The organism is Vibrio sp. R12-SG2-ISO1 (assembly GCF_059834045.1).
In genome coordinates, this window is the sequence record NZ_JCBDGO010000024.1 from 34,285 (window position 1) to 49,160 (window position 14,876).

Below are 14,876 nucleotides of genomic sequence, written 5' to 3' on the forward strand. Positions count from 1 at the left end.
AGTGACTATGAGTCTCACGCCCGGAGCCAAGTTTCGGCTCGCCCTACAGCAAAATCATCCGCTCCAGATTGTCGGAACCATCAACCCTTATTGCGCCATGATGGCGAAGAACTTAGGTCATCAAGCGATCTATCTATCTGGTGGGGGCATTGCTAACGCCTCATATGGGTTACCAGACCTTGGCATCACGACATTGAATGATGTGTTGGTGGATGTTGATCGCATCACTAATGCATGCGACCTGCCGCTGTTGGTTGATATCGATACCGGATTTGGCGGCGCATTTAATATTGGCCGCACCATCAAAGCGATGGAGAAGGCCGGCGCGGCAGCGGTGCACATGGAAGATCAAGTGGCGCAAAAACGCTGTGGTCATAGACCCAACAAGGCGATCGTTAGCCAAGAAGAGATGGTCGACCGAGTCAAAGCGGCGGTGGATGCGCGCAATGACGATCAATTTGTCATCATGGCACGCACCGATGCGTTGGCCGTCGAAGGCATTGACCGTGCGATTGAGCGGGCGATTGCGTGTGTGGAAGCGGGTGCGGACATGATCTTCCCCGAAGCGATGACAGAGTTGGCGCAGTACCGACAGTTTTCCGCTGCGCTTGAAAGCGCGACGGGGAAAAAAGTGCCGATTCTGGCGAATATCACCGAATTTGGTCAAACGCCGCTCTACAGCTGTGAAGAGCTCGGCCAATCGAATGTCGACATGGTGCTCTATCCACTGAGTGCGTTTCGCGCGATGAACAAAGCGGCGGAAATGGTCTATCGCCATCTGCTTGAAGTGGGCAGTCAAGAAGCGCTACTTGGCGAGATGCAGACTCGCAAAGAGCTCTACGCACACCTCAATTATCACGATTACGAGGACAAGCTCGACAGACTATTTAGTGACCAATAACAACAGATCTTGAGTGACGAATAACAGTAGTTTTTGAGTAACGAATAACAATAGTAATGCAAACAATAACGTGAAATCAGCGGGCTAAAGAGATCCAAACCTCTTGCCTTAAGCGCCTGAAGCAACAGTCGCTTAAGGGCGAGGGGTATTGGGCAAAGCTCGCAAGAAAAGGAGTTCTACCATGTCTCACACTGAGAATGATCTGAGCAAAAAACCGATTGGCGGCGCAGGATTGCGTGGTCAGAGTGCCGGCAGCACCGCACTGTGCACCGTTGGTAAAACAGGAACAGGGCTAACCTACCGTGGTTACGACATCACCGATTTGGCCAATAACGCCCAATTTGAAGAGGTGGCGTTTTTGCTGCTAAGAGGCCATTTACCCAATCAACAAGAGCTAGACAATTACAAGACGCGTTTGATTGGCCTACGCGGCCTTCCGAATGAGCTTAAGGCGGCGTTAGAGCTGATTCCTGCCAGCGCCCATCCGATGGATGTGATGCGCACCGGTTGCTCAATGTTGGGAAATCTTGAGCAAGAGATGAGTTTTGATCAGCAGCTCGATGCGACCGAGCGAATGCTGGCGCTCTTTCCCGCCATTATCTGCTATTGGTATCGCTTTAGCCATGATGGCGTGAGAATTGATACCCAAGACCAAAGCGAAGCCTGCATTGGGGGCTACTTCCTCAAACTGCTCACCGATAAAGCGCCGAGTGAACTTCACAAGCAGGTGATGCACTGCTCGCTCATTTTGTATGCAGAGCATGAGTTTAATGCCTCTACCTTTACGGCCCGAGTGTGCGCCTCGACCTTATCTGATATCCACTCATGCATCACAGCGGCGATCGGTACACTACGCGGACCGCTGCACGGCGGCGCTAATGAAGCCGCAATGGAGATGATTGAAGGCTGGATGACACCCGATGAAGCGGAAGCCAACATCCTCACCATGTTGGCGAACAAAGACAAAATCATGGGTTTTGGCCACGCCATTTATCGTGAAAGCGACCCGCGCAATGCGTTGATCAAGCGCTGGTCAAAAGCGCTCTCTCAAGCGGTGGGGGATACCCATCTCTATGCGGTTTCCGAACGGGTTGAAGCGGTCATGAAGCGAGAAAAAGGGCTGTTCTGTAACGCAGATTTCTTCCACGCATCGGCGTATCACTTTATGGATATTCCCACCAAACTGTTTACTCCCATTTTTGTGATGAGCCGTCTCACAGGTTGGGCAGCGCACGTGTTTGAGCAGCGCTCCAACAATCGCATTATTCGCCCAAGCGCCGACTACACAGGTCCCGAGCATCAGCAGTGGGTTCCGATTGAGCAGCGTTAATGCCTAAGAGAGTGGATGTAAACATGAATAGCGATTCAAAATACAGAAAGTCACTGCCCGGATTCGATGTCGATTATTTCGATGCTCGCGCGGCGGTGAATGCACTGTCGCCCGGTGCTTACGATGGGCTGCCTTACACGTCACGGGTTCTGGCGGAGCAGTTGGTGCGCCGCTGTGAGCCAGAGAGTCTTGATGCAGCGCTGCTGCAATTGATTGTGCGCAAGCGTGACTTGGACTTTCCTTGGTATCCGGCGCGCGTCGTGTGTCACGATATTCTAGGACAAACCGCCTTGGTGGATTTGGCAGGGCTGCGTGATGCGATTGCTCTGCAAGGTGGCGATCCTGCGAAAGTGAACCCAGTGGTCGAAACGCAGCTGATTGTCGACCACTCATTAGCGGTGGAACACGCGGGCTTTGATCCACAGGCGTTTGAGAAAAACCGCGCCATTGAAGAGAGGCGCAATGAAGATCGCTTCCACTTCATTGATTGGTGTAAAACCGCGTTTGAAAACGTCAGCGTGATCCCAGCGGGCAACGGCATTATGCACCAGATCAATTTGGAAAAAATGTCGCCAGTGGTTCAAGTCAAGCAAGGCATTGCCTATCCCGATACTTGTGTCGGGACCGACAGTCACACGCCGCACGTTGATGCACTTGGCGTGATTGCCATTGGTGTCGGCGGCCTAGAGGCGGAAACCGTCATGCTAGGACGGCCGTCGATGATGCGTTTGCCCAACATTGTCGGTGTCAAGCTAAGCGGGAAACGCCAAAGTGGCATCACCGCGACAGATATCGTACTGGCGATCACCGAGTTTTTACGCGAGCAGCGTGTCGTCTCGGCCTATTTGGAGTTCTTTGGTGAAGGGGCGCGCGATTTGACGATTGGCGATCGCGCCACCATTTCCAACATGACGCCGGAATATGGGGCGACGGCAGGGATGTTCTACATCGATGAGCAGACCATTCAGTATCTAAAACTGACCGGCCGCGATGACAAGCAAGTGGCTTTAGTGGAAGCCTACGCTAAGCAAACCGGACTTTGGGCGGATGCGCTCAGCGAGGCGCAGTATGAGCGTGTGTTGGAATTTGATCTCTCGAGTGTCACACGAAACCTCGCAGGCCCGTCTAATCCTCATCGCCGTTTACCAACGAGTGAGCTGGCCAATCGCGGTATCGCGCAACCCCGCGGTACAGACACCGGCGAGCAAGGGTTGCCCGATGGCGCCGTGATTATTGCAGCGATCACCTCTTGTACCAACACTAGCAACCCGAGAAACGTCGTAGCGGCGGGGTTGTTGGCGAAAAAAGCCAATCAGCTAGGGCTGGTGCGCAAACCTTGGGTGAAGTCCTCATTTGCGCCCGGCTCGAAAGTCGCCAAGCTCTATTTGCAAGAAGCGGGACTATTGTCAGAGCTGGAGCAGCTTGGCTTTGGCATTGTCGCTTACGCGTGTACCACCTGTAACGGAATGAGCGGCGCGCTCGATCCCACTATTGAGCAAGAGATCATCGAACGCGATCTGTATGCGACCGCGGTGCTGTCAGGCAATCGCAACTTTGACGGTCGTATCCACCCGTATGCCAAACAAGCGTTTCTTGCGTCTCCTCCGTTGGTGGTAGCCTACGCGCTTGCGGGTTCAATCCGCTTTGATATTGAGCGCGATGTGCTCGGCCACAATGCCAACGGTGAACCTATCTATCTGAAAGATCTCTGGCCAAGTGATGAAGAGATCGATCAAGTGGTGGCTCAGCACGTGAAACCTGAGCAGTTTAAGCAGATTTACATTCAAATGTTCAAACTGGATGAGGAACAACAGGCATCCAACCCACTCTATGATTGGCGCCCGATGAGCACCTATATTCGCCGTCCACCCTATTGGGAAGGGGCGTTGGCGGGTGAGCGTACCTTGAAAGGGATGCGTCCTCTGGCGGTATTGGGTGACAACATTACCACCGATCACTTATCGCCCTCCAATGCGATTTTGGCCAGTAGCGCAGCGGGCGAGTATTTAGCCAGTATGGGCGTACCAGAAGAGGATTTTAACTCCTACGCCACGCACCGCGGCGACCACCTGACGGCGCAACGGGCCACATTCGCGAACCCCAAATTGTTCAACGAGATGGTGAAACAGGGCGGCGATGTGGTGCAAGGCTCACTGGCACGCATTGAACCCGAAGGTAAAGTGGTGCGAATGTGGGAAGCGATCGAAACCTACATGGCGCGCAAACAGCCCCTCATCATTATTGCAGGCGCCGATTACGGCCAAGGCTCTTCTCGAGATTGGGCGGCAAAAGGCGTTCGATTAGCCGGGGTTGAAGCCATTGTTGCGGAAGGTTTTGAGCGTATCCATCGCACCAACCTTGTTGGGATGGGGGTATTGCCGCTGGAATTTAAAACGGGCGTCACGCGCCATACGCTAGAGATAGATGGCTCAGAGACCTACGACGTAGTGGGTGACATTGCGCCTGGTGCCGACTTGGCGCTGATCATTACCCGTGCCAACGGTGAAACGCTTGATGTCGCGGTGATGTGCCGTTTAGATACCGCCGATGAAGTCTCTGTTTATCAAGCGGGCGGTGTTTTGCAGCGCTTTGCTCAAGACTTTTTAGCGCAGTAGGAGGCTGACAATGAACGATGTGATTCGCGTTCCCGCGACCTACATGCGCGGCGGCACCAGTAAAGGGGTCTTTTTCAGGTTGGAAGATTTGCCTACTCGGGCACAAACCCCCGGTCCTGCGCGTGATGCGCTATTGATGCGCGTGATTGGCAGCCCTGATCCTTATGGGAAACAGATTGATGGTATGGGCGGAGCAACATCCAGTACCTCCAAAACCGTGATAGTGAGCCCGAGCACGCGTGACGATCACGACGTGGACTATCTGTTTGGTCAGGTGGCGATAGGGCAAGCGTTTGTCGACTGGAGCGGAAACTGCGGCAACCTCTCTGCTGCGGTCGGCCCTTTTGCCATTCACGCGGGTTATCTGCCTGCTGAGCGCCTTCCCCACAATGGCGTTGCCAAGGTGCGGGTGTGGCAAGCCAATATCAAAAAAACCATTGTAGTGCATGTGCCGATCGTTGAAGGACAAGTGCAAGAAATGGGCAGTTTTATGCTCGATGGGGTCACGTTTCCTGCCGCAGAAATCCGCGTCGATTTTGTCGACCCCTCGGGCAGTGACAGTTCGCTGTTTCCAACAGGGCAAGTCGCGGAAGTGTTTGATGTGCCCGGAGTGGGGGCACTCACGGCGACCTTTATTAGTGCGGGGATTCCGACCGTGTTTCTCAATGCGCACGAATTGGGCTTAACCGGCAGCGAACTTCAGCCGGCGATTAACGGCGATCCTGAACTGTTGGATAAGCTTGAGACCATACGCGCTCACGGCGCGCTTAGGATGGGTCTGATAGAGGACCTCTCAGAGGCCGCGACTCGCCAGCATACGCCGAAGCTGGCGTTTGTGGCACCGCCTAATACTTATCAGGCGTCAAGCGCAAGTGTGGTCGAGGCGGGCGATGTTGATCTTTTGGTCAGGGCGATGTCGATGGGACAGTTGCACCACGCCATGATGGGCACCGCAGCGGTGGCTATCGCTGCGGCGGCGTGCGTACCGGGCACGCTGGTCAATCAAGCGGCGGGCGGCGGCGAGCGTGACCAAGTCACCTTTGGTCATCCGTCTGGCACCTTAACCGTCGGCGCAAAAGTCGATGCGCAAGGTGGGCAATGGTGCGCTCGGCAAGTCAGTATGGGCCGCAGCGCAAGAATTTTGATGGAGGGCGTTGTGCGTGTTCCCTCCGATGTCTTTCACTCTGTTCAATAACCAGAGTGCCAATAGCTAAAGACAGTCTGGAGGAAGCAGCATGTCTGAGTATCAAAAGCAGTATCAATGGGCAAAAGAATCGCCAGAGCAGTTCTGGCAAGCACAAGCCGAAGCGATTGATTGGTTTGAAAAACCAACCACGGTATTAGCGGAGGATGACAACGGGATTGAACGCTGGTTTTCTGACGGTGTGATGAATACCTGCTGGCTCGCGCTCGATTACCATTGTGAGCAGGGACGCGGCGCGAAAACGGCGCTGATTTATGACTCCCCTGTGACAGGAACCAAAAAGCGCTACACCTATCAAGGCATGCGTGATCAAGTGGCTAAAATTGCAGGAATGATCAGCGCGCAAGGCGTCACCAAAGGCGATCGCGTTGTTATCTACATGCCGATGATCCCAGAGGCCGCCATGACGATGCTGGCGTGTGCTCGGCTGGGTGCGATTCACTCGGTGGTGTTTGGCGGGTTTGCTCCTAACGAGCTCGCGGTGCGCATCGAAGATGCCGAGCCGAAGGTGGTCATGACGGCTTCCTGCGGTATCGAAATCAATAAAGTGATTGAGTACAAACCGATGGTCGATAAGGCGATCATGGATAGCCGCTGGAAACCGGAAGCGGTGTTTGTGTTGCAGCGCGAACAGTGTCAAGCGTCGCTCACACATGAGCGAGATGTCGATTGGCACCAAGCGTTTGAAGCGGCGCTGCCTCATGCCTGTGTGCCTGTATTGGCAACCGATCCACTCTATATCTTGTACACATCTGGTACGACAGGCAAACCCAAAGGGGTGGTGCGCGATAATGGCGGCCACGCGGTAGCGATGAAGTATTCAATGAGCGCCATCTACAACGTACCGCAAGAAGGCGTGTACTGGGCGGCATCGGATGTTGGCTGGGTGGTCGGTCACTCTTATATTGTCTATGCGCCGCTGATTCATGGTTGCACCACCATTTTATTTGAGGGCAAGCCGGTAAGAACGCCCGATCCCGGTGCTTTCTGGCGCGTGTGTGAAGAGTATCAAGTGGATGTGCTTTTTTCTGCGCCGACGGCATTTCGCGCTATCAAGAAAGAGGATCCGCAAGGGGAGTGGGTACGCCAGTACGATTTGTCCAAACTGCAGACGATTTTTATGGCCGGCGAGCGGCTTGACCCGCCCACACTAGAGTGGGTTGAACAGCAAACGGGCAAGGCTGTGATCGATCACTGGTGGCAAACCGAAACGGGCTGGGCGATTGCAGGTAATCCGATAGGGATTGAAGCGATGCCCGTTAAAGCCGGTTCGGCAACCAAGCCCATCCCGGGCTATCAAGTCGACATCTTGGATGAGCTAGGGGAGATCGCAGCGCCTGGTCAGCAAGGCTTTGTGGCCCTTAAACGGCCTCTGCCGCCAAGCTGTCTACCGACGGTGTGGCGCAATCATGACCGATTTGAGTCCGGCTATTTGAGTCAATTTCCAGGCTACTACGTTTCAGGGGACGGCGGTTATCTTGATGAGGAGGGCTACTTGTTCATCATGGGGCGGATTGATGATGTGATTAACGTGGCGGGTCATCGCCTTTCCACGGGAGAGATGGAGGAGATTGTCGGTGCGCATCCCGCGATTGCAGAGTGCGCGGTGGTCGGAATTCATGATGATTTGAAAGGGCAACTGCCCCTCGGTTTTGTGGTGCTAAAAGATGGCGTGAAGATTGATTCACTAGAGCTCGAAGGTGAACTGATTGGCAAAGTGCGTGATGAGATTGGCGCGGTGGCGTGCTTTAAACACGCGCTGGTCGTGGAGCGCCTGCCCAAGACGCGCTCTGGTAAAATTTTGCGCCGCACTATTCGTCAAATCGCCGATGGTGAAAAGTATACAGTCCCATCGACCATCGATGACCCAACCAGCCTAGATGAAATCATGAAAGCGCTGAACTCTTAACCCGTTATTCTGTGCGCCATTCTCTCGTAATTGGGGCGGCGCGCAGGTTATTGTCAATAACCCTTTGCAACGCTTGCAATCGCACAGTTTGAGACCCAAACTAACGCTTTACCGTAAAACCGCCTCAGCATGAAGATTCGCAGCGCCATCGCACAAGACCTTGATACCCTCAACGAATTGATGTTTCAGCTCCATGATGAGCATCACCAACAGTCGCCGGACTATTTCAAACCTGCCGAAGAGATAGAGCAAGAGAAGAGTATTGCGCGTTATCTCGATAACCCTGAATGCTTGGTTTTGGTGGCATTGGATGCGTCAAGCCAACAGATTGTCGGCTTTGTGTCTGGTCACTTTTGTGAGCTGATTTCTACCGTTAGCCAACCGCTGCAAATGGGATCGCTCGATGAGCTGTACGTGTTGCCCACCTATCGCCAACAAGGTGTGGCGCAACAGTTGTGTGATGAGATGGCGCATCGATTTGAGCAATACGGTGTCGAAGAGATGTTTGTTGAAGTGTGGCAGTTCAACCAAAGTGCCTTAGCTCTCTATGACCGATTGGGGTTTGAGCCTCATATCCATTGGTTGAAGAAGAAGCTGAAATAACCGTGGTAGCCATATGACAATAATCAATGAGGCCGTCACACGGCCTCATTGATTGAATTGCGATTACCGCTTACTTATCGGCGTTGAGCACAAACTGCTCAATCACTAAGGCAACGCCATCGTCGTTATTACTCGCGGTGATGTGATTGGCGATGGCTTTGGTGCCTTCCATCGCGTTTTCCATCGCTACGCCTAATCCAGCGTATTCGAGCATGTGGTGATCATTCTCCGCATCGCCCATACAGATCACGGCGTCTGCCTCAATACCAAGGTGCTGGGCAATCGCGCCCACGCCGACGCCTTTGTTGCTCTGCTGGCTCAAAAATTCCAGGAAGAAGGGGGCACTTTGCACTACGGTGAAGTCGCCGTGAAAATCAGCGGGAATATCACCGATAGCTTGGGTGAGCTTCTCTGGCGCACCCACGATCATCGCTTTGATGATTTCATGGTCGTCATGCAACTCGTCAAAATCCATCAAGGTGACGGGAATTTTGTTGATGGTGGATTCAATACCAGTGAACTCATTCATCTCTGGCGTGATAAGGCCCAGCTCACTGCTGAATGCGTGACAATATAGGTCAAGCTGCTTTGCCAGCGCAGCAACACGTTTTGCACTCGCCCCATCAATGATCGCTTGGTGAATGACCGTATCACTGCCGAGCTCTTTCACCATAGAGCCGTTAAAGTAGACAACAAACTCGCCGTCAGCATAGAGGCCAAGTTCTTCAATCGCACCACGCATACCATCAATTGGGCGGCCAGAGGCAAGCACGACCTTAACGCCCTGTTCACGAGCCTTGGCAATGGCTTGTTTGGTGCGAGGGCTTATAGTTTTATCACTGGTGAGCAGGGTGCCATCCATATCCAGTGCGATCAATTTGTACATAACGGGCATCTTAAATTTGCAACAACAAAGTCTCGCAGAATAATCCTTCATCGCTTAATGATCAATTTATGATTTAGTTGACCTAAACGCCGAGCTCCTTTAAGGTCTCGCCCTTGCAAAATGATTAGATGACAAATTGGGCTGATTAACTTTGTACAAAGTGAATGAAATGTTTGAAACCATCCAGGGTGAAGGGGTCTTTACAGGGGTTCCTTCGGTGTTTGTGCGACTGCAAGAGTGTCCTGTCGGATGCGCTTGGTGTGACACCAAACAGACCTGGGATGCGACGCCACAAGATGAAACCTCGTTTAAACAGATCATGGTCAAGCAAGGCGATTCACCCACTTGGTGCCGCGCAGACGCGAGTGCCATCGTTGAACAATATGTCGCTCAAGGTTATCAAGCCAAACATGTTGTGATCACGGGTGGCGAACCTTGTCTTTATGACTTAACGCCTTTGACCCAAGCGTTTGAAGCGATCGGTTGTCAGTGCCAAATTGAGACCAGCGGCACTTATGAGGTGCTTGCGACAGAATCAACATGGGTGACAGTGTCACCAAAAATCGCCATGAAAGGTAAACTTCCGGTGCTGGATAGCGCGCTACTTCGCGCCAACGAAATTAAGCATCCGGTTGGTACACAAAAAGACATCGATCAGCTGGATGCTTTGCTAAGCCGTGCGAAGGTGCCGAGTCGCACCACCATTGCTTTGCAACCGATCAGTCAAAAGCCGCGTGCGACACAACTCTGTATTGATACTTGCATCTCGCGCAACTGGCGGTTATCTATTCAGACGCACAAGTATTTGAGTATTGCTTAAAGGAATTGAAGATGAAGAAAGCGGTCGTCGTATTTAGTGGTGGACAAGACTCCACTACCTGTTTGGTTCAAGCACTGCAAGAGTACGATGAAGTGCACGCGATAACCTTTGATTATGGCCAGCGCCACAAACTTGAAATTGAGGTGGCACAAAGCCTAGCGAAAGAGCTTGGTGTCGCAGCGCACAAAGTCATGGACGTGGGTCTTCTCAATGAGCTAGCGATCAGCTCGCTTACGCGCGATGACATTCCTGTTTCTCATGAACTGCAAGAGAACGGTTTGCCGAACTCCTTTGTGCCTGGACGCAATATCTTGTTTCTCACCCTTGCGGGCATTTACGCCTATCAGATTGGTGCAGAGGCGGTCATCACTGGTGTCTGTGAAACCGACTTTTCAGGTTATCCAGATTGCCGAGATGAGTTTGTTAAAGCAATGAACAGCGCCTTGGTGAAAGGGATGGACCGACCATTAGAGATTGTGACACCACTGATGTGGCTCAATAAAGCGCAAACGTGGGCACTGGCGGATCAATATCAAGCACTCTCTCTGATTAAAGAGAAAACCCTGACGTGTTACAACGGTATCATCGGGGATGGTTGCGGTACCTGTCCTTCGTGTGATTTGCGCAGAGCGGGCCTTGACGCCTATCTCGACAACAAAGAGGTGGTTATGGCAGAGCTTGTAGAGAAGCAGCGTTAACCGATTTTTGTGGCAAACAAAACGCCCTGCAAGTGCAGGGCGTTAATGTGTTTACAGGATCACCTGATGGCAAAGCGCTTACGCGAGGTAAAGCTTAGCGAGATCAGAAGGCTCAACTTCCTTGCCTTCCAATTGTGCGTTCCAGTTGGTGCCGACGAGGACGCCGTCTTCTGCGAGCGTCAATAGCCAATCTTCAACAAAGATATCCAGAGGGATCTCTAGGACTTCAAAGTCTGCCCACTCTTCAACGTTATGCGCTTGAGCATCCTCTTTTGAGGACCAAAACGGCATCACTTCGCTGTTCTCAAATTCTGAAGAGTCGCAAGATAGCCAACCTTCTTCGTTACGCATGCCCCAAACCAGTTTGCTCTGTTGCGTTTCTGCGACGAATAGTTCCAAGTTAGCTTGGATATCTGATGTTAATTTGCTCATTGTAAAGCTCTCTTAAAGTAGTTCGGCTGTAGGGTAGCACTCTGGACCAAGAAGCGAAACTCCTGTGCGAGGTTTCTGCCATCAAGTTGCAGCAAAACTGACGCACAAGGCGTTATTTCGGAATCGTGGTAAAGATAGTCCACTCTTCTTTGACGTGACCTTTATGCCCAACCACACTGGCAACGACTTTTCTGTTCATGGCATGTGAGACTTCGTCTTCACCCGTGTCAGAGACGTTGTCACCAAAACCCACAACGCGAATTCGGCTCGGTGTTACCCCATAGCCAACCAGCGCCTGGCGTACCTCTTCTGCACGCTGCTTCGACAGCGCGAGGTTGTGTTCAGAGTTGCCAGTTTTACTGGCAAATCCCTGCAACTCAATCGAGGTTTCAGGGTATTGGTCAAGAAACGCAGCCATCGATTCAATTTGTGGGTAAAACGGTGTCGCGATTTCAGTAGAGTTGTTATCGAACAAAATATGCAAACTTAACGCCTGCGAGGTTTTGACAAAGGTGCCACAGCCATCATTATCGATGTCCGCTTTTTCGGGCGTACCCGGGCAGAGATCGCGCGCGTTGACCACGCCGTCGTTGTCATCGTCTTCGAGATCGGCGATTTGGATGGGTTTTGGGGTATGAATATAGTCAAATTCATCGTCAGATAATACCGACGTTGAAAGAGTGGCACACGATAGGATAAGGGCAAAAATTGAGACTTTCATATTAGTATTCTACAGCTTGGTTCCAAGGCTCTGGGGTGTTGACTCTAAGGGCGGATAGCAAGTTGCCAGTGGCGTTCATCACTCGATATTTGGCGTACTGCTCATCGTATTTCGCATCGAGATAGTCTTTGCGGGCTTCAAACAGCTCATTCTCCGTGTTGAGCAAGTCGAGGAGCGTACGTTTGCCCAGTCGATATTGTTTGTTGTACGCAATAACCGTCTGTGAGGCGGAGTCAACATGATCAGCCAGAAACTCTTTCTGCTGTAAGGTAAGGTCCAGCGCGCTCCATGAGAGACGTAAACTCTCCTCAACTGAGCGGAATGTGCGGTCACGGAAATCTTTGGCTTTATTTAGCTGATACGCTGCGCTTTCAGTGCGATCAGCATCCGATCCGCCATTGTATAGGTTATAACGCATACGCAGCATGGCGGAGAACTCCTCCGCTGACCCTTCATAGCCGCCAGCGTCGTCGCGCCATGTCTGATTGGCTTCAATGGACAGCGTAGGGAAGTTGACGCCTTTAGTCTGCTCATATTGAAAGCGTGCTGAATCGACATCCGCTTGCGCGACTTTGATGACGGGATGAGTCTCGTAAGCTTTGTTGAGCGCTTCGTCTAACGTATAAGGAATAGCCGTCTGATCGGCACGAGGGAAAATCAAACCTTGAGGTGATTGGCCCACCACGCGCTGAAATTGAGTGTGGGTATCGAATAAATTGTTCTGAGCGGCCAGCAAGTTTCCGTGAGCTTTCGCTATACGAGCTTCAACTTGGGTCAAATCGGCTGTAGAACCGATACCGGACTCGACGCGCCTTTTAATATCACGGTAGATCTCTTTATGAATGGCGAGGTTGCTCTCGGAAAGTTGCAGTACTTCGAACGCCTTGACCGCATCTAAATAGATGTCCGCAACGTCAAGTGCCATGTCTTGCGCTTCCGCTAACAGTTGAAAACGCACTGACTCTGCGTCTGCCGCCGTGCGGTCCATATCGTTCAGGGTTGATGAACCATCCCACAATAACTGGGTAAGAGACAGAGTCGCTTCTTTACGGTTGAGGTCATTTTCAACCCCAGTTGCGAGATCAACGGCTTCGTAACCAATACCTGCATCGAGATCGATTGACGGCAAATAGGCCCCAGACGCGGCTTCGGCGTCATAGACTTTGCTCATGAATTCGTTAAACGACGCTTTGATGTCAGGATTGGTCGTTAAGGTATAAGCGACCGCTTGTTCGAGTGTTTGACTTTGAGCTGGACAGCTAAGAGCTACCAAGCAGCCCACCACTTTCAACGTGTTCCAATTCAACTTTCATTCTCCATGAGATACAACGAGCGGGCATGATAGCGAATACCCACGTCTCATAAATGAGATTAAACCATTTATGGCATCAATGAGCTAGCACTTTACGGTGATTGTGACTAACGTAGGCTAACATTTATATAACCTTTAAAGTTGCAACAGAATTCGGAGCCTGGACCTAGTCAATTTTGTTAATTTATCGATACGACGTTTCAGTTTAAGTGCGATAAAAATGAGATCTTGGTTCATACTTATAAAAGTTGTGACCTGCCGCTTGTATCTAAAATGTTGCAAAGTGACAGGGTTAGAAATCGGTTTGTTGAATTGGCCCGTAGTGTTAATTTATAGCTGTGATTAATAAGTCTTTGCTTACCATCATCACAACAAAGCAGAGATCATTAGAAAGGATTAGAGGCGCGTTATGAGTTTTGTCACGCATGCATTGATCGGTAACCTAGCCGGTGGTCAAATCATTGTTATTGATAAAAATGGCAATGTTAGAGTCGTCAACGAAGGAGAACAACTCCTTCCCGGCGAAGTCGTTATTTCCGGCGATGCCAGCCTCGTTGAATCCGCACCAAATCCAGAAGTCAGCGTAAACCTGGTTCAAGACAGTGGTGACCTCACTGACATCACAGGTGAAATCGATGCCATTTTCGCTGCGTTAGAAGAAGGCGTAGACCCAACCCAATTAGGCGATGAATTCGCCACCGCCGCCGGTGGAACCTCCGGCTCATCGCTAACCCCAACGGGGACGATTGAGCGTGATGGGGTAGAAGCCTTAGCGAGTACGAACTTTGATACATCAGGTTTGGAGTCAATTGGATTATCGACTACTCAGAGTCTCGCTTTATTAAATCCTCAATTCTCTCCTATTTTCGTTGACATCAACAACGACCCGTTGGGTGAAAGTACGACGATTGTTACTGACGAAGATACACCGATCAGTGGCACGCTAACCGCTACCGATCAGAATACTCAAGATACCCTAACTTATTCTCAATCTACTGTGCCTACTAATGGTACAGCTGTCGTCAACCCAGACGGCACTTGGACATACACGCCCAATGAAAACTACAACGGCCCAGATAGCTTCACTGTTATTGTTGATGATGGCAATGGCGGTACAGATACACTCGTTGTAAATATTGATGTGACTCCGGTGAATGACGCACCGGTGGCAGAACCAGAAGCACGCAGCCTACTTGAAGACCAAATCATTACAGGAACGTTAAGTGCGACAGACGTTGATCTGCCAGAAGGTGAATCTTTGGTGTTCACAACTACGGCCGAAGTCGAGGGGCTAACGCTTAATCCTGATGGTAGTTATACCTTCGACGCCAGTTCTTATGACCGTTTAGCCCAAGGCGAAGTTGAGACTATCGAAGTTCCGATTACTGTAACTGATGATCAAGGTGCAACGGATACGACTACGCTGACGATTACGATTACCGGCA

13 protein-coding genes are annotated in these 14,876 nt (G+C 51.4%); 9 read left to right on the forward strand and 4 right to left on the reverse strand.

Annotation, left to right across the window (positions count from 1 at the left end; translation table 11 throughout):
* The first annotated feature begins 7 nt into the window (after window positions 1-7).
* The 6 genes from prpB (at window position 8) to AC6R10_RS16970 (ending at window position 8,562) form a co-directional block, all read left to right on the forward strand.
* Window positions 8-901 (forward strand): methylisocitrate lyase, encoded by an 894-nt coding sequence (gene prpB, locus AC6R10_RS16945; protein WP_500672998.1) that lies wholly within the window; start codon window positions 8-10, stop codon window positions 899-901.
* A 181-nt stretch (window positions 902-1,082) separates the two neighbouring features.
* Window positions 1,083-2,231, forward strand: a complete 1,149-nt coding sequence (prpC, locus tag AC6R10_RS16950) for a bifunctional 2-methylcitrate synthase/citrate synthase (protein WP_500672999.1) — start codon at window positions 1,083-1,085, stop codon at window positions 2,229-2,231.
* Window positions 2,232-2,254: 23 nt separating this feature from the next.
* Window positions 2,255-4,846, forward strand: coding sequence for a Fe/S-dependent 2-methylisocitrate dehydratase AcnD (acnD, locus tag AC6R10_RS16955; protein WP_500673000.1), 2,592 nt, complete (start codon window positions 2,255-2,257; stop codon window positions 4,844-4,846).
* A gap of 10 nt (window positions 4,847-4,856) precedes the next feature.
* Complete coding sequence (prpF, locus tag AC6R10_RS16960) at window positions 4,857-6,041, forward strand: 2-methylaconitate cis-trans isomerase PrpF (RefSeq protein WP_500673001.1); 1,185 nt, start codon at window positions 4,857-4,859, stop codon at window positions 6,039-6,041.
* Window positions 6,042-6,081: 40 nt separating this feature from the next.
* Window positions 6,082-7,959 (forward strand): propionyl-CoA synthetase, encoded by a 1,878-nt coding sequence (locus AC6R10_RS16965; protein WP_500673002.1) that lies wholly within the window; start codon window positions 6,082-6,084, stop codon window positions 7,957-7,959.
* 129 nt (window positions 7,960-8,088) lie between these two features.
* Window positions 8,089-8,562, forward strand: coding sequence for a GNAT family N-acetyltransferase (locus AC6R10_RS16970; protein ID WP_500673003.1), 474 nt, complete (start codon window positions 8,089-8,091; stop codon window positions 8,560-8,562).
* Window positions 8,563-8,632: 70 nt separating this feature from the next.
* On the opposite strand, the gene AC6R10_RS16975 is transcribed toward AC6R10_RS16970, so the two are convergent.
* A complete protein-coding gene (locus AC6R10_RS16975) occupies window positions 8,633-9,448 on the reverse strand; it encodes a Cof-type HAD-IIB family hydrolase (protein ID WP_500673004.1) in 816 nt (271 codons plus the stop codon).
* Between the two features lie 169 nt (window positions 9,449-9,617).
* Between AC6R10_RS16975 and queE the strand changes: the two genes are divergently transcribed.
* Both queE and queC read left to right on the forward strand, forming a co-directional pair.
* Window positions 9,618-10,268 carry a 7-carboxy-7-deazaguanine synthase QueE gene (gene queE / locus AC6R10_RS16980; protein ID WP_500673005.1) on the forward strand — a complete coding sequence of 217 codons (651 nt, stop codon included), beginning with the start codon at window positions 9,618-9,620 and terminating at the stop codon, window positions 10,266-10,268.
* Between the two features lie 11 nt (window positions 10,269-10,279).
* The gene (gene queC, locus AC6R10_RS16985) at window positions 10,280-10,966 is read left to right on the forward strand and encodes a 7-cyano-7-deazaguanine synthase QueC (protein ID WP_334550458.1); all 687 of its coding nucleotides are present in this window, start codon (window positions 10,280-10,282) and stop codon (window positions 10,964-10,966) included.
* Window positions 10,967-11,044: 78 nt separating this feature from the next.
* Here queC and AC6R10_RS16990 read toward each other — a convergent pair whose 3' ends face one another.
* The 3 genes from AC6R10_RS16990 to AC6R10_RS17000 form a co-directional block, all read right to left on the reverse strand.
* Window positions 11,045-11,398: a DUF2750 domain-containing protein gene (locus AC6R10_RS16990; RefSeq protein ID WP_334550457.1), complete on the reverse strand. Its 354-nt coding sequence runs from the start codon at window positions 11,396-11,398 to the stop codon at window positions 11,045-11,047.
* A 112-nt stretch (window positions 11,399-11,510) separates the two neighbouring features.
* Complete coding sequence (locus AC6R10_RS16995) at window positions 11,511-12,119, reverse strand: OmpA family protein (RefSeq protein ID WP_500673006.1); 609 nt, start codon at window positions 12,117-12,119, stop codon at window positions 11,511-11,513.
* A gap of 1 nt (window position 12,120) precedes the next feature.
* Window positions 12,121-13,425 carry a TolC family outer membrane protein gene (locus AC6R10_RS17000; protein ID WP_500673007.1) on the reverse strand — a complete coding sequence of 435 codons (1,305 nt, stop codon included), beginning with the start codon at window positions 13,423-13,425 and terminating at the stop codon, window positions 12,121-12,123.
* A gap of 415 nt (window positions 13,426-13,840) precedes the next feature.
* Here AC6R10_RS17000 and AC6R10_RS17005 point away from each other — a divergent pair.
* Window positions 13,841-14,876 (forward strand): Ig-like domain-containing protein (locus tag AC6R10_RS17005; RefSeq protein ID WP_500673008.1); only part of this gene is annotated, 1,036 nt, incomplete at its 3' end.